Below are 17,722 nucleotides of genomic sequence, written 5' to 3'. Positions count from 1 at the left end.
AATTGTCCCTGTGATTTTCCAATTTGTCAGTTCATTCGTTGTAAAGAACAGAATTCGGTCATCACCGTCAAAGACATAATCATACGTGCCCGATTTGCTATCGTACATTTTGTCCATGAAGCTTTCTTTTATTTCGCTACCCGGTTCAATAGTCGGATGTGAAATAACCAATTTATCTTCATCAAAAATAGAAGAATATCCATTTTTTCCAATATTAATAGAATTGGATATTTTTTGAAGATTAGTCAATTTTATATCAATAGCAACTACCGCAGATTTATCTTTTACCTGACGAGCAATAGTTACGACCATATCTCCAGTACCAGCATCAATATAAGGTTTCGTAATTAAAACTTCTCCCTTTAATGCTGTAGCCTTTTTATACCAGTCTCGTTCCAAAAGATTATAATCAGCGCTATTTGATTTAGGTTCTAGAAATAATGAGCCCTCATTTGTTCCAATATAAATGCTCAAAACATCCGGATGTAGCTTAATATATTGTTGAAATTTTGTATGTACTGCAGATCCCTGCTGATCATACATAGAAGAATCTATTTCCTCGCTAAACACATTGATGTCGTTTTCTTTTTCGCTAATTGTTTTATCAATTAACGTATTTAAAATATTTACACTTTCATTTGCACTAAAAAGTATTTCTTCTTTTATCGAATTTTTTGCTGAAAGATACGATAAGCTTCCTACAGAAATAACTGGGATTAGTAAGATAAGAGCAAATAATGTGTAGAGCTTACCCTTAAAGCTTCCAAATAATCGTTTCATGCATTAGCTCTCCTTTGTTTTCACAAGTTTTTAAAATATGTTTTTCCGATTTTAGGTTTCAAAAAAAGAAAACCGCCTCGGTTCGCAACCTTCCCTTCTCTTATCGATTAAAATTTCTTCCTATACTTACTTTTATCGGACGAAATACTTAAATTCAAACCCCTTTTTTCATTTTTTTGATTTTCTTAACATAAATTCTTCTATTCTTGACACAACTTCAATATGTAGTAAAACACAAAATCCCTATGAATCACGTTTTAACTATGATGCATAGGGACTATGGTTGTAAGTATTTAAATGCTTGAATCGATTCCTGTAGGTCAACCGCCATTTTTACCAAATGTGTAGAGGCTGCTGCTACTTCTTCCATCGCTGCATTTTGTTCCTCAGAGGATGCCGCAACACTTTGAACATTGCTACTTGATTTCATAGATACTTCGCTAATGTAGTAGATTTCTTTTACAAGTTTTTCGATATCTCTGTGCGTCCGCACAAAGCTACCAGCCGTTAAGGAAGCCACCCTCTCGTTATGGAACTGATCAATATTTTTGATTTAAGAAAAAACATTCACTACGCTTTCGTTATCTATTTGGGCACAACACCCAATTTTAGGTATAATATTAATATAAAAATAAGAAAAGGAGAATAATAGAAAATGAGTAGGCCAAATTTGTATGTGAGTTTAGTAGTAGGCTCTAATTGTGATATCGAATCTCTTGCATTACGCTCAGTACTTGAGTCATTTGGTGTTCGAGTAACACTTCATTTAATAGGAAGACCAAATGATTTTATAGATGTTTTATCAGGAGAAGATTTGAATGATCAAATAGATTATTTAATTTTAAACTTTCACGGGGATGAAGGACGCTTTTGCATGCCAGAGCTAGGCCCCGAAGTTTATGAGTTAAATGAACCAAGAGGTGAATTTTTCGGTCCTCAAGAGATCTCGAATTATTGTAAATTAAAAGATGTGAAGGTAATTGCCTCTGGCTGTACTTTAGGTGAAAAACAGCTAGCAAATGCCTTTTTAAAAAGTGGTTGCCATTCATATTTAGGCCCGAATGATTATATAGATGGGAATGCAAATTTAATGTTTCTTATAAGATTTATGTACGAAATCATTGCCAATAAGCGAACACAGCAGGAAGCCTTAGAACTCGCAAAATCGATTGACGAGGAAACTTCAATGTATCAGCTTTATTTTGCATAGCAGATAAATCCGAAGAGGCTGGGATAAATGTGTTGTAGACAACAAAAATACCGAACTATCTAATGAAACTCTAATGAGTTGTTTCAAAATAGTTCGGTTTTTCTAGTTATCGTGTTTTGTTAATTAGAGATTATATGGCCTTATGGAGGAACCATTTAGTTATGTCACAGCCTATTTCTTAATTATTGTTGCTGTTTTTTTATCATTGACTCTGTAAAAATCTGAGATTGTCCCTTTGGAATACTTAATGTTTGCCAATCAGAGCCCTTTAGTTGTTTAGCGATGAAAACGATTTGACCGACATGCTGTGAATAGTGGGACATTTGTCTTTCGATAGCGTCTATGACGGAATGCCGTTCTCCTCTTATCGTTACATACCTTTGTAAATCAGTTTCCTTTAAACCTAGTAAAGCATCTAAAAATACTTGCCAGCCCTTTTCCCATACCATCATAATCTCTTCTTTTGTCTGAAGGCTATCGGTAAATTCATCGTCACGATTTCTCGTTTCCTTCTCACCATCTGTCGTTAGAAAGTCAGTCCATCTCGATAGCATATTACCGCTCACATGTTTTACGATAACAGCAATGCTATTGGATTCTTCATTAAAAGCCCAATGCAGTTGTTCATTATCCAATTGTAAAAGTGTTTTATCACCTTGTTCTTTCACACTTTTAAACCTTTTCTGAACAACGTTTAAGTAAGTCTGCTCCATGCTCATTCATGAAAACCCCCTTTGTTCCATTAGCTACTATAAATATTTTATTTCAAACAAATACACTATAAACGAGGCTAAAATTATAAAGGATTAAATTTGAACAAAAAAACCGTCTCTTCATACTATTGAGACGGTTTCATTCTATCTATTATAAATTTTCATCAATATATGTTTCTATATCTGATGCAATTGTGTCAATAGGGACATCCTCGGCATTATCTGCAAATCCAGAATACATTTTTACGATTTTGCCATCTTTATCAACTAAGAAAAATTGATTTCCGTGTAACACTTGGTCGCTGCTAGGATCATCTTTTACCCATATTTTAGTTGATTTTACAGCGAACTGCTCAATATATTTTTGTGAATATCCAGTAAGAAGATTCCATTTTGATTCATCCGGAACGTTATATTTGCCCAAATAATTAGCTAATATTTCCGGCTTATCTACATCAGGATCAATTGAAAACGCGACAATATTATAATCTTCCACACCTTTTTTCTTCAGCTTTTCTTGAACTTGCGTCATATTAAAGGTCATTGGTGGACAAATCGATGTACAATTTGTGAAAATATACATACCAATCCATGGTTTCCCTTTTAAACTCTCTAAAGAAACTTTTTCTCCGCGTTGATTAACATGTTCAAAATCCGGTAACTCCAAGCTATAATCTGCTTTAAATTTTGTATTTCCACATGCACTGAGCACTGCAGCTAATGCAAACAGTAGAACAAGCCCCATTATTTTATTTCTCATCTTTAACACGCTCCCTACTAACACTATCCCCATCCTATCGTACGATGTAAATATTGGCAAGGACACTCAAGTGACAGCTTTCGTACATCTTTGTGAAATCGATTTCACTTTAAGGAAACAAGTGCATCATGAATTGCATCTAATTTAACTTCTACTCGATGTAGTAAATAAAACGACACTAAGATAGGAAAACCGATATCCGATATCATGTTTAACCACTGTTCCATATGGCCCCTCCTTTACTAAGGTTATCATAAATACTATTGCTAAAATGGTCCTTGCAGAAAATCCCGCAAAGACCATTTCATAACTATTCGATCCCTAATTCAAATTCTCTTACTTGTCGATCAACGATGCGAGCCTTAGTCATTCCCACCAAAGCACTAGCTTGTCTATCAAAAACATTTTTAGCGATGATCGTTTGCATAACCTGTTGAATTTCCTCCGCTGTTACATTTGGCTTCGGTGCATCAATCGCAATCGTTGTCGTTTTCCCTGCCGCTGTCTCAAATTGCAGCTCTAAAACTTGTGTCATTGCTTTCTCCCCCCTTAGGATAAATCTGTTGTTTCTTGTTTTTCAATGCTATCTAGTGCGTGTGAAGATAGACTTGCAATAGCCTTTGCTACGTCTACTAAATCCTCTGCTGTATGCGAGCCGTTTAAATTGCGGTACGTTTTAAATGTAAATATGGGCTCGTTTTGTGCATTCTGTCCAGTAATATACTTTAAGCGCAATGAAGCACCTATGAAATTGACTTTTGCCATGAGCGTCACCTCCTTTTACAATATATACTGACTTATTGCTAAAAAAGGGACATTTAGGATGGATTTTTTTCTGCAAGCTTTTATAATAGAGTAAGAGAAGGCAAAGAGGTGAACGATTTGTTAACTGGTTGGTTTTTATGGTTTATCCTATTTTGGGTAGTTGTGCTTATTTCGTTTATGGCGATAGGCGGATTTTTCATGTTCCGTAAATTTTTAAAGGCATTACCGAAACAGGACGGTAAATCTGATTTAGATTGGCAAGAATATTATTTAGATAAAACGATTCATTTATGGGGACAACCTGAGAAGGAGCTTTTATATGAACTTGTAAGCCCTGTACCTGAGTTATTTCGACAAGTAGCAAAGGAAAAAATTGCAGGAAAAATTGGCGAACTAGCTTTAGAGGAAAAAGCACCTGCCATTAGCCAAGATTTAATTATTCGAGGCTATATCCAAGCAACGCCAAAGCGCGACCATAAATTTTTACGTAAAAAGTTAGATGAAATGCAAATTGACATTGCTCCATATGAGCATTTGTTTGATTAATGGTACGCTGCACAATGATTTGTGCAGCGTTTTTACTGACCTTAGATAAGTTTCATCATATATTCTCTGCTAGTACAGGGGGAGTTGATCCGTCACTTGAACAACTCTTTCCGTCACTTCAGCAATCCTATCCGTCGACCTGCGTCTATCCTTCATTTTATCTCTTCTTTCCGTCGCTCCGGCTATTCTATCCGTCGCCCTGCATTCTATCCTTCATTTCGACTCTTCTTTCCGTCGCTTGGACAGCTCTTTCCGTCACTTCTGCAATCCTATCCGTCGACCTGCGTTCTATCCTTCATTTTGTCTCTTCTTTCCGTCGCTTGGACAGCTCTTTCCGTCACTTCAGCAATCCTATCCGTCGCTCTGAGTTCTACCCTTCATTTTGTCTCTTCTTTCCGTCACTTGGACGGCTCTTTCCGTCGCTCTGGCAATTCTATCCGTCGCCCTGCATTCTATCCTTCATTTCGACTCTTCTTTCCGTCGCTTGGACAGTTCTTTCCGTCACTTCAGCAATCCTATCCGTCGCCCAGAGTTCTATCCTTTCATTTTGACTCTTCTATCCGTTATACTTTAGCTCCCATCCATTGCTTCTGTCTTTCATTCCGCCATTCAAGTGACGCTTTCTGTCACCTCTGCCAAGCCTCTCAATAGCTCGAATCGCTCTTTCCATCAGCCAAACTGGGCGCAACAAAAAAACTACACTAGATGAAATTTCTAGTGTAGTTTTCCCATTAAATATTTTTCAGCGGAATTGTTTTTTTGATTTTAATAAATTGAATAAGCATTGCGATTCGCCAAGGAAGTAACATAGCGAACGCTAAAATCCAAAACATTCCTGCTAACTCACCAACGTCAATGGAGCTACTTAATATCATTTTTGCAATTACCCGGAATACTAAAAGTCCGATTAATATAAAAAAGAATGCTTTTGAACGCTTTAAATAAATATCTTGGCCTTTTACTTCAAATTTAGAAGTGGCAATTAAGATTGTTGAGAACACCATTCCGACTGCTGCCGCTTCAAGGATTTGCATAGGTGGTACTCGAAATTGTTCAAATAAAAACATTAACGCACCTGAAGACATTGCAATTGGTGGAATGATAATTTTCTTCTCATTTGTCGGTTTCTTAGATGCTCGCATACGTAAAACCATGACAAAGGTACCCATAAAAATGGCCATTATGGTCGAACCTATTACATAATATTGAGAAGGGATATTGCTAAACATAAAAATTCCTCCTCTAATGTCATTGACAATTTTGTCCAAGTAATTGATCAACTACAGCCTTTAATCTTTCTGGCTCGAAAGGTTTTGTAATAAAATCCTTTGCGCCACTTTCAATTGCTTCTACGATTAACTTTTGTTGTCCTAAAGCTGTAATCATAATTATTTTTGCATCTGGAAATTCGGGGATGATTTCTTTTACTGCTTCTATACCGGTCATTACGGGCATTGTTACATCCATCGTTACTAGATCTGGTTGTAACTCACGATACATCGCCACAGCTTCTTTACCATTTCCTGCATTGCCGACTACCTCATAACCCCATTCAGTAAACATATTACTGATTGCAACACGCATAAAGAGCGTATCATCCACTACTAAAACTGTAGGCACCTGTTCATCTCCCCCCACGTAATAGTACAGTATGGCTTCTTTAGTTTAGCAGATTAGAAGCCTGTAAATCCACCAAAAATAGGCTGTAAAATGCGTGTTAAATACGATAAACCGTCGAAGAATAACATTACACCAACGACAATCATAATATAACCGCCGATTTTTACAATTTTTTGGCTATGTGTACGAATCCAAGTCATACGTGCTATAAAGAAAGATAACACGAAAAACGGAATCGCAAAGCCTAAATAATAAGCCAACATATAGCTAATGCCTGCGCTTGGATTTGCACCAGCCAATGTAATAATCGATGCTAAAATTGGACCTGTACAAGGCGTCCAACCAGCCGCAAAGGCTATACCGATTAATACTGATCCAAAATAACCAGAAGGTCGATTTTTAAATTGGAATTTTCGATCTTTCATTAAAAAGTCAATTTGTAGTAAACCCACAATCATTAAACCAAATACAACGATTAGGATGGCACCAACTTGACGTAATAATGTGTGATAATTAAGGAAGAACTTGGCGGCTAATGATGTTCCTAGTCCAATCATAATAAAGATAATTGAAAATCCTAGTAAAAAGAAGAGGGTATGCAAAACTGCACGCTTTTGCATCATACCTCGTTCCGATTTTAGCTCATCTAACGACATACCTGTTATGTATGATAAAAATGCTGGATACAGCGGTAGAGTACATGGTGAAATAAAGCTTAAAAACCCTGCACCTAAAGCTAAAAATACGTTAATATCAGTTTCCATATTTTCTCACTCGCTCCTTACAGTTACTGTCTCCATCGTACCAAAAATCACTGTAAATTGCGCCCTTCCTGTTTGTGAACGTTTCATGGCAAAAAGGTGTTTAAAAAGTGAAGTTCCATCATATTATCATACAAATTAATTTTCAGACCTTATTAAATCAACGTGTATTTGCTAATGTACTTTTGCATTATGCGCTCCCCTTATATTATCTGTCAATAAAATTCACCATAATTCTGTACTTTGAGTTTTGTCTCAAAAGACATTAGCAACAGAGCTTTTTGTAGGCTATTGTAAAGCAGCCATTACCCGCCTTGCAGAGTTGTAGTACCCTTTTTTATTTACTGTTAATAGTTCGAAAATTAACTTTCTTCATGTATAATTAAAAAACAATAGAGCATTGATAGCATAAATGAGGTGTAGTCCTTGGAATTAAGAAAAATTAAACCGAAAAAAATATATGAGGAAGTATCTGAAATAATATATGAAAAAATTAGAACTGGCGAACTGAAGCCAGGTGACCGACTTGATTCAGTAGAACAACTTGCTGAACAATTACAAGTAAGCAGATCTGCCATTCGAGAAGCTCTTTCCGCTTTAAAAGCAATGGGGCTTATTGAAATAAAACAAGGCTCAGGTACATTTGTTAAAAGTAATCAATCCAATCAACTTGATTTCCCCTTATCCACTGCGATTCTAACAAATAAGCAAGATATCTCACATTTGTTAGAAGTACGTAAAATTATCGAAGTTGGCGCTGCAGCGAGCGCAGCCATTCATCGAACAGAAGAAGACATACAGTCAATGATGCAAATTTTAGATGAGATGAAACGAGTACAAGGAGATGGAGAGCTAGGAGAAAAAGTAGATTTTCAATTTCACACGGCCATTTCTGCAGCTTCTAAAAACCCCCTACTTACAACTATATTGGACCAGGTTTCAGGTTTAATGATCGCAACGATGAAAGAGACACGTCGAATTTGGTTGTACTCTAAAAAAATTACGAGCGAAAAGCTGTATGATGAACATATGCAAATCTTCCTTGCGATTAAACAGCAAAATGAAGAGCTTGCCAAACATGCTATGGCTTCACATTTAAGTAATGTGGAAAAGGTCTTAATGCAATATTTTGAAACAACTAAATCTATGAAATAACAGTGAAGCTGAGACAAAAGCGTTTTTAGCCAACTAAAATACCGAACTATCCAACGAAACGGCTATGAGAGTGTTGCGGAATAGTTCGTTTTTCTTTTTATCGTGTTTTGTTAATTTCGAGATTATTTTGCTTACGAAGGAACTATTTAGTTTGCCCCACTCTCTTCGAATTTTTTGAAAATTAACAAAAAACATCTTTTATTCATCTGGACAGTTGTAGTATTATAAAAACAATATATTTATCATTAAGTCATCAGATGACCTGTTGATTAGTTATTTAGAGAATAATAGAGACAAAAAGGAGCGATTCTCATGAAAGTAACACTTTTTGCGACTTGTTTAGTTGATATGTTTCAAGGGGATGTAGGAAAAGCTGTTGTGGAAGTTTTAGAAAGGCTCGGCTGCGACCTAGATTTTCCTGAAAATCAAATTTGCTGTGGACAACCTGCCTATAATAGTGGCTACGTAAAAGACTCTAAAAATGCTATGAAAAAAATGATTACCGCCTTTGAACATGCCCAATATGTTGTCTCCCCTTCTGGTTCCTGCGCTTATATGTTTAAGGAATACCCAAAAGTGTTTAAGGGAGATCCAGTTTGGGAGCCAAAAGCGCAAGCATTGGCAGATAAAACATATGAATTTACTGAGTTTATTGTAGATATATTAAAAGTCGAGGATGTAGGAGCACATTTAGAGGGCAAGGCTACTTATCATACCTCCTGTCATATGACACGTCTACTCGGTGTTACAGATTCACCGTTTAAACTATTAAATCAAGTGAAAGGCTTACAGTATGTAGAACTCCCAGGAAAAGAAAGATGCTGTGGGTTTGGCGGAACATTTTCAGTAAAAATGGGCAATATTTCTGGAGAAATGGTCAATGAGAAAGTACAAAATGTTGAAGAAACGGGAGCAGACATTTTAATCGGTGCAGATGCTGGTTGCTTAATCAATATTGGTGGTCGAATTAATCGACAAGGTAAGCCTATTAAAGTCATGCATATTGCGGAAGTATTAAATTGTCACTAAGAGGGGGATAAAAGAAATGTCCATGAAAACAAGTGATGAACGCTTTGATCATCGTGTAACGAAAGAATTAGAAAATATGTTTATGCGCGGAGCAGTATCAAGCGCACAGGAGCGCTTACAAACACGGCGGCTACAACAAGCTGATGAGCTCGGACATTGGGAGGAATGGCGCTCTCACGGCGAAGAAATTCGAAAGCATGTGCTAGCGAACTTAGATTATTACTTATATCAGCTAAGTGAAAACGTCTCTAAAAGAGGTGGACATGTTTACTTTGCGCAAACAGCGAAAGAAGCGACAGACTATATTCAAAGTATCGCGAAAAAGAAGAATGCTGCTAAAATTGTAAAATCAAAATCTATGGTGACCGAGGAAATTGATTTAAACGCCGCTTTAGAAAAGCTCGGGTGTGAGGTCATTGAAACGGATCTAGGAGAGTACATTTTACAAGTAGATGATCATGAGCCACCCTCTCATATCATTGCTCCAGCCTTGCATAAAAATAAGGAACAGATTCGTGACATTTTTAAAGAAAAACAAGGTTATGAAAAAACCGAAAAGCCTGAAGAACTAGCTCTATATGTACGTGAAAAATTAAGAAATGATTATTTAACAGCAGACATTGGCATTACAGGCTGTAACTTTGCTATTGCGGAGAGCGGCTCGATTACACTCGTGACAAATGAAGGAAACGCAGATTTAGTAACAGCCTTACCGAAAACACAAATTACGGTAATGGGAATGGAAAGAATTGTGCCTACATTTGAAGAGATGGAAGTACTTGTAAGCTTATTAACAAGAAGCGCGGTTGGGCAAAAGCTAACAAGCTATATTACGACATTAACGGGGATCAAAGATGAAGGTGACACAGATGGACCAGAGGAATTCCATTTAGTCATTGTTGATAATGGACGTTCTGATATTTTAGGCAGTGAATTCCAGCCTATTTTACAATGTATACGCTGTGCAGCTTGTGTTAACGCATGTCCTGTTTATCGACATGTTGGCGGTCATGCTTATGGATCTATTTATTCTGGGCCAGTAGGTGTCGTTCTTTCACCATTATTAGGTGGCTATGAGGATTTTAAAGAGTTGCCATATGCCTCCACATTATGCGGTGCCTGCACAGATGCTTGTCCTGTCAAAATACCATTACATCAGCTTATTCATAGACATCGCCAAGTAATTGTCGAAAACGAAGGAAAGGCACCTGTATCGGAAAAGTTATTAATGAAGGCCTTTGGTCTAGGTGCTTCCTCCCCTGCCCTATATAAAATGGCGACAAAAATAGCTTCACCAGCGATGGCTCCATTTACAAGGGATCAGAAAATTGCGAATGGTCCTGGCCCACTAAAAGCATGGACGGAAGCAAGGGATTTTCCAGCCCCCAATAAAGATAATTTCCGTGACTGGTTTAAACACCGACAAAAAGGAGGCGATGAATAATGACAGGTACAATTGAAAATAGAGATGTATTTTTAACGAAAATTGCAAAACAGCTTGGACGTGCACCAAAAACAGAAATCGTACGACCTACATGGCAATATACCCCTCAAGATCGCGTCCTAAATGATGCTACACAAGATGAGTTACTAGAGGTTTTAGTTGAACAATGCAAAAATATTCATACGGATATTGTCATTACAAATACAGCTAATCTTCCTGCAGATTTACAAAAAGTAGTTGGAAATTATGGCGGTCAAACTGTTATAACATGGAAAGATGAGCGTTTTGAAAACTATGGCCTAGGAACATTAATGACTGAGCAATGGCCTCAAGAAAAGATTCAACTGTACGAATGGCATTCTGAGCAGCCACAGGAAAATATTCGACAAGCTGAAAAAGCTAACATTGGCATTACGATAAGTGAAATTACATTAGCAGAATCAGGAACTGCAGTACTTTTTAGTGATAAGGATAAAGGTAGATCAGTTAGCTTTTTACCAGAGAAGTCTATAATTTTAATTCCTAAAAGTACTATTGTTCCACGCATGACGCAAGCAGCCCGCTTTATTCATGAAAAAGTCAGACGTGGCGAGCAAATTGCCTCTTGTATCAACTTTATAACGGGACCAAGTAATTCTGCGGATATCGAAATGATTCTGATCGTTGGTGTACATGGACCAATTAAAGCTACTTATATTGTGATTGAAGATTTGTAAAACCGATCAACCAGGCATGCTTCAACACGAAGAAATGCCTGGTTTTATCTGTTTCTATAATATTTCGTTAAGTTAATCACTGATAAACTTTCAATAATCACCGATTAATTCTCTGTGTTACATTAATTTGCTACACCCTCAGTTACTATCTTCTTTTGTTCATAAAACTCTGGATGTGCTTCTTTTAAGACAGATGTTCGTAGCATTACTAGTGCTATCGTCACGATAATGACACTCGTGACAAGTAAAATAACCGTTGCTGGGAATGTATCGTACAAGATGCCGTATACGACCATACCAATCGGCATCATTGACATCGCCATTGTTTCCATTAATCCCAATACGCGTCCACGATATTCTTCTGAAATTAACTTTTGCATATAAACCATAATTGGCATGTTGACCCCCATCTCAAAAATAGCGAAAATAAAGTAGATTACAATATAAAAGATTACAATAGCTAGATAGGATAAATTCGTTATTAATGGAACAACCGCCAGTCCTAAACTGCTAGCCAACAGCAATAAGCTAATTTTAGAAAAACGTAGTGGCGCCTTAACCTCTTTACGTGTTGCGAAAACGAGGGAAGCTATAAGCATACCAACTGCACCCGAAGCCTCTATAAAACCAAAATGCGTTGATTTTACTTTTAGTAATTCAATAATAATATAGGTCCCCCCTACAACGATGGCAGAGAAAAACAAATTAATCCATAATGAAATCCACATGATTGTTTTAACAACTTTTTGTTGCTTAATATAACGAAAGCCACTAGCAAGCCCCGCCCATATCTTTTCCTTTTCTAAAATAGGTTCTCTTGTACTATAGAGAGTAAAATTCATTGTCGCTTCTAAGCAAAAAGCAATTACATAGGCCACCATATGTACAAGCAAAAAGGCTTTCATAGAGAAAAATCCATACATCATTCCGCCGATTACTGGTCCACCAATTGCTGCCAATGACACTGACATTTGATTGAATGACATTGCTTTCTGTAGGCGTTCTGGATTTACTAGAGTAGCGATTGAGGAAGAAAATGTTACACCTGAAAAGGCCGAGCAAATTGTATTAAATACAGTTGCTATATAAATAGCATAAACCGACAAACCGACCATTTCTGTATAGAGTAGTAACCCCGAAACGGTCAATATCGTACCTGCCTGTGCGAATAAAATCGTGCGTTTCTTTGAATAATTATCAGCTACATACCCTGCCAGAGGCGCGACTAATGCACGAGGCAAAATGGAACATATCATAGTAGTAGCAAAACTCATCGCTGACCCTGTCAGTGCCAAAATATATAAACCTATCCCAAATGACAATACATGTGACCCTAACAACGAAATCATTTTACTAGTTGTGAATGTCCATAAATGGTACGTCGCCTTTTTATACTTTTGCGCTTCATCCATCTAAAACCCCTCCATATTTTTAATTATTTTAAAAAGTTTAATTTAATTAAACAAAATATAACATAGCTCCTACTTTTCACGCAAGAAAAAGTTTAATATAATTAAACAAAATGATATTACCACTTTTAATGAAAAAGGAGGCGAGGCAATGAACTCTTTAGGCGCAAGAATTCGCAAATTAAGGAAGGAACAAAAATTAACATTAGAGGCACTTGCCGGTGATCGTCTAACAAAAGGAATGTTAAGCCAAATTGAAAATGATAAGGCCAAGCCTTCGATGGAGAGTCTAGAATATATTGCAGAGCGTTTACATGTAAAAACAAGTGAATTACTTGAAGAAATAGCCCCTTCTACGATACGTCACCTTTTAGAGCAGGTGGAAATATTATATGCAGAAGTAGGGCTAGGTAAGAATACAGAAAATTTACAGCAAATCAAAGAGATGATTATGCCTTATGTAGAACAGCTTCCTCTAAGCTATGAAGCTGGCCGTTTACTTTATATATATGCTGTAGCTCAATATCAAGCGGGATTAACGACATGGGAATCGCCGCTTCAACAAGCACGCTTTATGTTTAAAGAAATTAATTTACTAAGTCATTGGTTTGAAACGTTTATATTACAGTCCGCGATATTCATGGAAGATCGAAACTATAAAATGGCTTATTCCTGTATCTTACAGGCTAAAAAAGAGGCTGAGCAAGAAAATTATCAATTAGATTCACGAGATGCTGGAAAAATGGCTTATTTTATTAGTGTTTATCAATTAGCAATAGGAGAACATGAAGCAGGTAAACAACTCGTTAAAGAGACCATTGCCAACGCACATAAAAATCAATTTTACTCTTATATCGATGATATGTACCGTATTGCAGCGTTTTGTGCCATGATTGACAATGATTTTGAGCATGCAGAACATTTGATCAAGAAGCTAGAACAGTATCGAGTTTTTGCAGAACAAGTGGATGTAGATGCTTTTATTTTCACATTACGAGCACATTACTATAATAATTTCACTCATGATTATGAAAAGGCATTAGAAGAAATAGAGCACTTTCGTCCACTTATGGATTTGGGATCGGTTAAATTTGATGAAAACCTATATTATTCTGAAAAGGGGAAATCCTTATATTTATTAGGTCGTTATGAAGAAGCAAAGGAAGCTTTTGAACATTTTACAAATGTTCCCCCATTCATCTTACATCCATTTGATATTCTAGGCTTAAATGAGTGCTTTTCCTATAAAGCACTTTGCTATGCACATTTCGGTGAGTTAACAACCGCCTACGAAATTGCCAAAATGGCCTATATCGATTCTCAGGATTTAATTGATCTGCCCTATAAACAAAAAATTGAAGAAACGTATTATTCAATTAAAGCACAAATAAATTCGGTTCAATAAATAAAAGAGATTGCACATTTTAAAATTTATGGGCAATCCCTTTTTGACTTTTAGCTCGATTTATTTTTCTTCATTTCCTTCTGAATGTTGCGAAGGGCTTTTTTCGAACCGCGCTCTATATCATGCTGAAGCTTGCGTTCTTTATAATCTACAAACAATGTCTCTAAATCATATCCTTCTGGGTATAATTCTGTTGCCGGTATCTCTAATGCCAGTCGTTTAACATTTACCTTTACGAATTCTCCCTCATAAAACACGACAACATTATAGAAATTATCCATTTCTTGATAAACGATTCCAACGTCAGCATGATCTAACAACTTTACACGATCTCCCTTTTTAAAGTCATACTTTACTTTAGCTCTCGCTTGCTCAAACTTCGGCTTTCTGATTTTACTATCATCTACTCGTTCTAGGAAATAATCCTTATTGTCGATATAGTCCTTCGCTCTTTGCAAAACGCTTTCACGGATATTCATTTTCTTAGAAATCCATAAAGCATTACTCTCTCCTGATGTTCCGATGACTAATTGATATAACGGCTCTAATGTTTCACTATTAAAACGCATAGCAGCATTCATAAAATCACTATGCATTTCAGAGAAACGCTTAATTTCTCCATAATGGGTAGTTGCTACTGTCATGCAGCCCATATGATAGAACTCCTCTAAAATGGAAATCGCCAGCGCCGCTCCTTCATTTGGCTCCGTACCACTTCCTATTTCATCAAATAGTAAAAGAGTATTATTATTGGATGCTCTCATAATATCCGAAAGATTTTTCATATGGGAAGAAAACGTACTAAGTGCATTTTCAATACTTTGATTGTCACCAATGTCTACAAAAACTTGATCAAACACAGCTATTTCAGTACCTTTATCTGCAACAATATGGAAGCCTGACATTGTAGCCAATGTTAACAAGCCAATCGTTTTGAGAACAACGGTTTTACCACCTGCATTCGGTCCTGTAATGATCAAGCTACGATAGTCTTTACCAATTTCAAAATGAAGTGCCACCGCATTACCTGTTAACAGTGGATGCGTACAATTAACGAGTTTAATATAGCCAACATCATTTAAGCCCGGTTCTACTCCTCCAATATGCTTGCTAAACTTAGCTTTGGCAAAGACCATATCATATTGGCTAATTAACTCCATGTTGATATTGATTTCACGGATATTTTCCAAGAGCAGGCCTGATAATGTCGCCAAAATCTGATATTCCTCCACCGCTTCCTCAGCTTTCAAAGTAGCCAATTCCACATTTAGTTTTGCTACTGTACTAGGCTCCATAAAGACCGTTGCACCTTTAGATGAAATTTCTACAATAGTTCCTTGCACATGATTTTTATAGGAAGCCTTAATGGGAATCGTGTATCGATCATCCTTTTTACTAATAAAGAACTCCTGGATATATGTTTTATTGGCACTATTATTTAAAAATTTTACTAAGCGGTCTTTAATTTTTTCCTCTGTTGTCTCGATATGATTGCGGATACGCTTTAAATCTCTACTAGCGGCTGAATCTACACGATTGGCTTTAACCGCAAAGTTTATCTCCTCTTCCACACTTTTAAATTCAGCCATCGAATTAGCATAGGATGCAAGTACGGGCGCAAAAAATTCCTTCTCCAGCATAAATTTTTTAATTTTTCTACAGCCTCTTAAAAAGTCTGAAATGCTAACTAATTCACTAGGGTCTAAAATTATCCCCTTTTCAAGCTTTTTAATCGTATTGTCAATATTTGATACTCCTAAAAACGGAACATGACCTTCCGCATCTAAAATTGCTCGTGCCTCAGTCGTTTCATTTAAACGATTTTTAACAACTGTCATAATTGGGCTCGGCGTTAATTTATCTAATAACTGTTTACCTAATCCACTGACACAGTATGATTTAACGATTTCCTTCAATTCATTGTATTGTAACTTCTCAAAAGTAGTATGATTCATTGTTAATGTCTCCTCACTATGATTTTTCCATAATCATTCATGAAGATACCTACTCAATAGATAGCAATGATTTTTTATGCAATTACAAAAGAGAAAAAAGCTGTGGGGATCCCACAGCTTTTACATTACAAGGCATGTGTAAAAAAGTATCGCGAAAAAAACTTCAATCCATTATGCGTCGGCATAATTGCATTTGGAGGCTTTAGACCAACACGATGTTGGTCACTCCGTCATTGCCATAGGACGTGGCGTTTTTAGACGGAGATCCTCTAGCCGCTATTAACAGGGAAGTATTTTTCAGAGCATTACACGCTTTATAAAGTATTGTAGGTATCTTCATAGGTATCGAAATAAAACCATGACTAAATAAGGGGTCACTTCTATGACTAAATCCCCTGTCGTCATTCCATTTATTTCATTAAGTTGTTCCTATTTAGAACCTACCGCACTCATCAAAAGCACCTCTCATTAATTTATAATATTCATCATTGTTATCTAATTGATTGACGTTATATTACTATATGTTGACAAAAAAGTAAAGTTGCTTATTTTTGTCTAACAATAATTAACCTATAAATGGACAAACCAACAATTAAGCAAACTGTTCCAAGCAATTGGTAAATTATTATTTTAGTAACCTAATTAGGTATTTATCTAACCAAAGTGCTCCATAGAATAGACCCACTTGACCAAAGCCTTCATCTTCATGTACTACTATCCTACCTAAGCTTTTTTACCTCTTTATTTTTAATACAAAAAAATTTTTCCTTCTTTACATAAGAACTAATATGACCTAATTTTTTAAATTTTTTATCGTACCATATTCTATTATTTAAATTATCTAGCCAGAAAGTTGCTTTTTCCAAGTCACCATTCTTCATAAAAACTTTTATAATTTTTTTAAAATGAGGGCTGTATTGAAATTCTTCACACTCTACGATAGTCATTCCTTTATGAAAATTATGGGAAGCCTCTTTATACATTTTTAATTCTGAGTATAATAGCCCAATATAAATATAGGCACTTGATATTTCCTTAGGAGTAAATGGTAGTTTCAAAGCATTCATCATAATATTAATCGCTTTATGTTTCATAAAAAAAACATCATATAGATTAGCTTTTTTGACAATGCGATTATATGCTCTTGATGCTTTATCTTTTGGTAAATTTTTTATTTAAAATACCCCCTGTATCTTTCCCAGCAATATAACTAAAGCCGTCATTGAATATTTCTTTTCTATATAACTATCCGTTCTTTGCTTCATCTTCTTCCACATGACTTAGTTTTGCACAAAGATAACCAACTCTATATTCTCTACTTGTCATTTCTTCTATATCTTGATTAGCTACTAGTTCTCCAATAGCTTCGGAAATAATGTGCCATAATTCTGTGGTTTCATACTTTTTATATGGGTGATTCATTTTAATCTCCTTTTATTTGTATGATTTCCTAG

At 36.1% G+C, this 17,722-nt stretch carries 21 protein-coding genes; 7 read left to right on the top strand and 14 right to left on the bottom strand.

Features of this window, described 5'->3' with window-relative positions:
* Nucleotides 1-780, bottom strand: a 780-nt coding sequence (locus tag PVA17_RS07315) for a cache domain-containing protein (protein ID WP_274067302.1), incomplete at its 3' end; no start/stop codon positions are given.
* 277 nt (nucleotides 781-1,057) lie between these two features.
* Nucleotides 1,058-1,300: a hypothetical protein gene (locus PVA17_RS07310; RefSeq protein ID WP_274067301.1), complete on the bottom strand. Its 243-nt coding sequence runs from the start codon at nucleotides 1,298-1,300 to the stop codon at nucleotides 1,058-1,060.
* A 135-nt stretch (nucleotides 1,301-1,435) separates the two neighbouring features.
* On the opposite strand from PVA17_RS07310, the gene PVA17_RS07305 reads away from it, so the two are divergent.
* Entirely contained in the window at nucleotides 1,436-1,990 is a 555-nt protein-coding gene (locus tag PVA17_RS07305; protein ID WP_132358765.1) for a delta-aminolevulinic acid dehydratase, read from the top strand.
* A gap of 182 nt (nucleotides 1,991-2,172) precedes the next feature.
* On the opposite strand, the gene PVA17_RS07300 is transcribed toward PVA17_RS07305, so the two are convergent.
* The 5 genes from PVA17_RS07300 to PVA17_RS07280 form a co-directional block, all read right to left on the bottom strand.
* Nucleotides 2,173-2,709: a DUF1572 family protein gene (locus tag PVA17_RS07300; RefSeq protein ID WP_132358767.1), complete on the bottom strand. Its 537-nt coding sequence runs from the start codon at nucleotides 2,707-2,709 to the stop codon at nucleotides 2,173-2,175.
* 145 nt (nucleotides 2,710-2,854) lie between these two features.
* Nucleotides 2,855-3,463 carry an SCO family protein gene (locus PVA17_RS07295; RefSeq protein WP_132358769.1) on the bottom strand — a complete coding sequence of 203 codons (609 nt, stop codon included), beginning with the start codon at nucleotides 3,461-3,463 and terminating at the stop codon, nucleotides 2,855-2,857.
* A gap of 104 nt (nucleotides 3,464-3,567) precedes the next feature.
* Nucleotides 3,568-3,690 carry a YvrJ family protein gene (locus PVA17_RS07290; RefSeq protein ID WP_082337366.1) on the bottom strand — a complete coding sequence of 41 codons (123 nt, stop codon included), beginning with the start codon at nucleotides 3,688-3,690 and terminating at the stop codon, nucleotides 3,568-3,570.
* Between the two features lie 83 nt (nucleotides 3,691-3,773).
* Entirely contained in the window at nucleotides 3,774-3,998 is a 225-nt protein-coding gene (locus PVA17_RS07285; RefSeq protein ID WP_132358771.1) for a DUF2922 domain-containing protein, read from the bottom strand.
* Nucleotides 3,999-4,012: 14 nt separating this feature from the next.
* A complete protein-coding gene (locus PVA17_RS07280) occupies nucleotides 4,013-4,228 on the bottom strand; it encodes a DUF1659 domain-containing protein (protein ID WP_132358773.1) in 216 nt (71 codons plus the stop codon).
* A gap of 117 nt (nucleotides 4,229-4,345) precedes the next feature.
* On the opposite strand from PVA17_RS07280, the gene PVA17_RS07275 reads away from it, so the two are divergent.
* Complete coding sequence (locus PVA17_RS07275) at nucleotides 4,346-4,774, top strand: DUF2621 domain-containing protein (protein ID WP_132359427.1); 429 nt, start codon at nucleotides 4,346-4,348, stop codon at nucleotides 4,772-4,774.
* 731 nt (nucleotides 4,775-5,505) lie between these two features.
* Here the strand turns inward: PVA17_RS07275 and PVA17_RS07270 are convergent.
* From PVA17_RS07270 to PVA17_RS07260, 3 genes are read right to left on the bottom strand one after another with little or no spacing between them, the layout of a single operon-like run.
* On the bottom strand, nucleotides 5,506-6,003 hold the full coding sequence (locus PVA17_RS07270; RefSeq protein ID WP_274067300.1) for a CcdC family protein: 498 nt from the start codon (nucleotides 6,001-6,003) through the stop codon (nucleotides 5,506-5,508).
* Between the two features lie 19 nt (nucleotides 6,004-6,022).
* Nucleotides 6,023-6,394, bottom strand: coding sequence for a response regulator (locus tag PVA17_RS07265; RefSeq protein WP_274067299.1), 372 nt, complete (start codon nucleotides 6,392-6,394; stop codon nucleotides 6,023-6,025).
* Nucleotides 6,395-6,447: 53 nt separating this feature from the next.
* Nucleotides 6,448-7,158, bottom strand: coding sequence for a cytochrome c biogenesis CcdA family protein (locus tag PVA17_RS07260; protein ID WP_132358779.1), 711 nt, complete (start codon nucleotides 7,156-7,158; stop codon nucleotides 6,448-6,450).
* Between the two features lie 423 nt (nucleotides 7,159-7,581).
* On the opposite strand from PVA17_RS07260, the gene PVA17_RS07255 reads away from it, so the two are divergent.
* The 4 genes from PVA17_RS07255 to PVA17_RS07240 all read left to right on the top strand — a co-directional run bounded on the left by PVA17_RS07255 (nucleotide 7,582) and on the right by PVA17_RS07240 (nucleotide 11,499).
* Complete coding sequence (locus PVA17_RS07255; protein WP_132358781.1) at nucleotides 7,582-8,310, top strand: FadR/GntR family transcriptional regulator; 729 nt, start codon at nucleotides 7,582-7,584, stop codon at nucleotides 8,308-8,310.
* A gap of 312 nt (nucleotides 8,311-8,622) precedes the next feature.
* On the top strand, nucleotides 8,623-9,339 hold the full coding sequence (locus tag PVA17_RS07250; RefSeq protein WP_274067298.1) for a (Fe-S)-binding protein: 717 nt from the start codon (nucleotides 8,623-8,625) through the stop codon (nucleotides 9,337-9,339).
* 16 nt (nucleotides 9,340-9,355) lie between these two features.
* The gene (locus PVA17_RS07245) at nucleotides 9,356-10,783 is read left to right on the top strand and encodes a LutB/LldF family L-lactate oxidation iron-sulfur protein (RefSeq protein ID WP_274067297.1); all 1,428 of its coding nucleotides are present in this window, start codon (nucleotides 9,356-9,358) and stop codon (nucleotides 10,781-10,783) included.
* A complete protein-coding gene (locus PVA17_RS07240; RefSeq protein ID WP_274067296.1) occupies nucleotides 10,783-11,499 on the top strand; it encodes a LutC/YkgG family protein in 717 nt (238 codons plus the stop codon). The genes PVA17_RS07245 and PVA17_RS07240 overlap by 1 nt, the downstream gene beginning before the upstream one ends.
* A gap of 122 nt (nucleotides 11,500-11,621) precedes the next feature.
* Here PVA17_RS07240 and PVA17_RS07235 read toward each other — a convergent pair whose 3' ends face one another.
* Nucleotides 11,622-12,911 carry an MFS transporter gene (locus tag PVA17_RS07235; protein ID WP_274067295.1) on the bottom strand — a complete coding sequence of 430 codons (1,290 nt, stop codon included), beginning with the start codon at nucleotides 12,909-12,911 and terminating at the stop codon, nucleotides 11,622-11,624.
* A gap of 148 nt (nucleotides 12,912-13,059) precedes the next feature.
* Between PVA17_RS07235 and PVA17_RS07230 the strand changes: the two genes are divergently transcribed.
* Entirely contained in the window at nucleotides 13,060-14,313 is a 1,254-nt protein-coding gene (locus PVA17_RS07230; protein ID WP_274067294.1) for a helix-turn-helix domain-containing protein, read from the top strand.
* Between the two features lie 50 nt (nucleotides 14,314-14,363).
* Here the strand turns inward: PVA17_RS07230 and PVA17_RS07225 are convergent, their stop codons facing one another.
* From PVA17_RS07225 to PVA17_RS07215, 3 genes are all read right to left on the bottom strand, one after another.
* The gene (locus tag PVA17_RS07225; RefSeq protein WP_274067293.1) at nucleotides 14,364-16,268 is read right to left on the bottom strand and encodes an endonuclease MutS2; all 1,905 of its coding nucleotides are present in this window, start codon (nucleotides 16,266-16,268) and stop codon (nucleotides 14,364-14,366) included.
* 719 nt (nucleotides 16,269-16,987) lie between these two features.
* A complete protein-coding gene (locus PVA17_RS07220) occupies nucleotides 16,988-17,362 on the bottom strand; it encodes a hypothetical protein (RefSeq protein WP_274067292.1) in 375 nt (124 codons plus the stop codon).
* Between the two features lie 151 nt (nucleotides 17,363-17,513).
* A complete protein-coding gene (locus PVA17_RS07215) occupies nucleotides 17,514-17,690 on the bottom strand; it encodes a hypothetical protein (protein ID WP_274067291.1) in 177 nt (58 codons plus the stop codon).
* Between the last annotated feature and the right edge of the window lie 32 nt (nucleotides 17,691-17,722).

Origin of the sequence: Lysinibacillus sp. CNPSo 3705 (assembly GCF_028674935.1) — a bacterium.
Classification (GTDB): domain Bacteria; phylum Bacillota; class Bacilli; order Bacillales_A; family Planococcaceae; genus Lysinibacillus.
The sequence above is the reverse complement of the archived record's forward strand: the minus strand, read 5'-3'. Positions and strand labels throughout refer to the sequence as shown.

Excerpts from the sequence above, each read along its gene's own strand:
- PVA17_RS07300 (WP_132358767.1), bottom strand. The coding sequence starts at position 2,709 with ATGAGCATGGAGCAGACTTACTTAAACGTTGTTCAGAAAAGGTTTAAA.
- PVA17_RS07235 (WP_274067295.1), bottom strand. The coding sequence starts at position 12,911 with ATGGATGAAGCGCAAAAGTATAAAAAGGCGACGTACCATTTATGGACA.
- PVA17_RS07260 (WP_132358779.1), bottom strand. The coding sequence starts at position 7,158 with ATGGAAACTGATATTAACGTATTTTTAGCTTTAGGTGCAGGGTTTTTA.
- PVA17_RS07250 (WP_274067298.1), top strand. The coding sequence starts at position 8,623 with ATGAAAGTAACACTTTTTGCGACTTGTTTAGTTGATATGTTTCAAGGG.
- PVA17_RS07305 (WP_132358765.1), top strand. The coding sequence starts at position 1,436 with ATGAGTAGGCCAAATTTGTATGTGAGTTTAGTAGTAGGCTCTAATTGT.
- PVA17_RS07285 (WP_132358771.1), bottom strand. The coding sequence starts at position 3,998 with ATGACACAAGTTTTAGAGCTGCAATTTGAGACAGCGGCAGGGAAAACG.
- PVA17_RS07290 (WP_082337366.1), bottom strand. The coding sequence starts at position 3,690 with ATGGAACAGTGGTTAAACATGATATCGGATATCGGTTTTCCTATCTTA.
- PVA17_RS07215 (WP_274067291.1), bottom strand. The coding sequence starts at position 17,690 with ATGAATCACCCATATAAAAAGTATGAAACCACAGAATTATGGCACATT.
- PVA17_RS07225 (WP_274067293.1), bottom strand. The coding sequence starts at position 16,268 with ATGAATCATACTACTTTTGAGAAGTTACAATACAATGAATTGAAGGAA.
- PVA17_RS07245 (WP_274067297.1), top strand. The coding sequence starts at position 9,356 with ATGTCCATGAAAACAAGTGATGAACGCTTTGATCATCGTGTAACGAAA.
- PVA17_RS07230 (WP_274067294.1), top strand. The coding sequence starts at position 13,060 with ATGAACTCTTTAGGCGCAAGAATTCGCAAATTAAGGAAGGAACAAAAA.
- PVA17_RS07280 (WP_132358773.1), bottom strand. The coding sequence starts at position 4,228 with ATGGCAAAAGTCAATTTCATAGGTGCTTCATTGCGCTTAAAGTATATT.
- PVA17_RS07220 (WP_274067292.1), bottom strand. The coding sequence starts at position 17,362 with ATGAAACATAAAGCGATTAATATTATGATGAATGCTTTGAAACTACCA.
- PVA17_RS07270 (WP_274067300.1), bottom strand. The coding sequence starts at position 6,003 with ATGTTTAGCAATATCCCTTCTCAATATTATGTAATAGGTTCGACCATA.
- PVA17_RS07240 (WP_274067296.1), top strand. The coding sequence starts at position 10,783 with ATGACAGGTACAATTGAAAATAGAGATGTATTTTTAACGAAAATTGCA.
- PVA17_RS07295 (WP_132358769.1), bottom strand. The coding sequence starts at position 3,463 with ATGAGAAATAAAATAATGGGGCTTGTTCTACTGTTTGCATTAGCTGCA.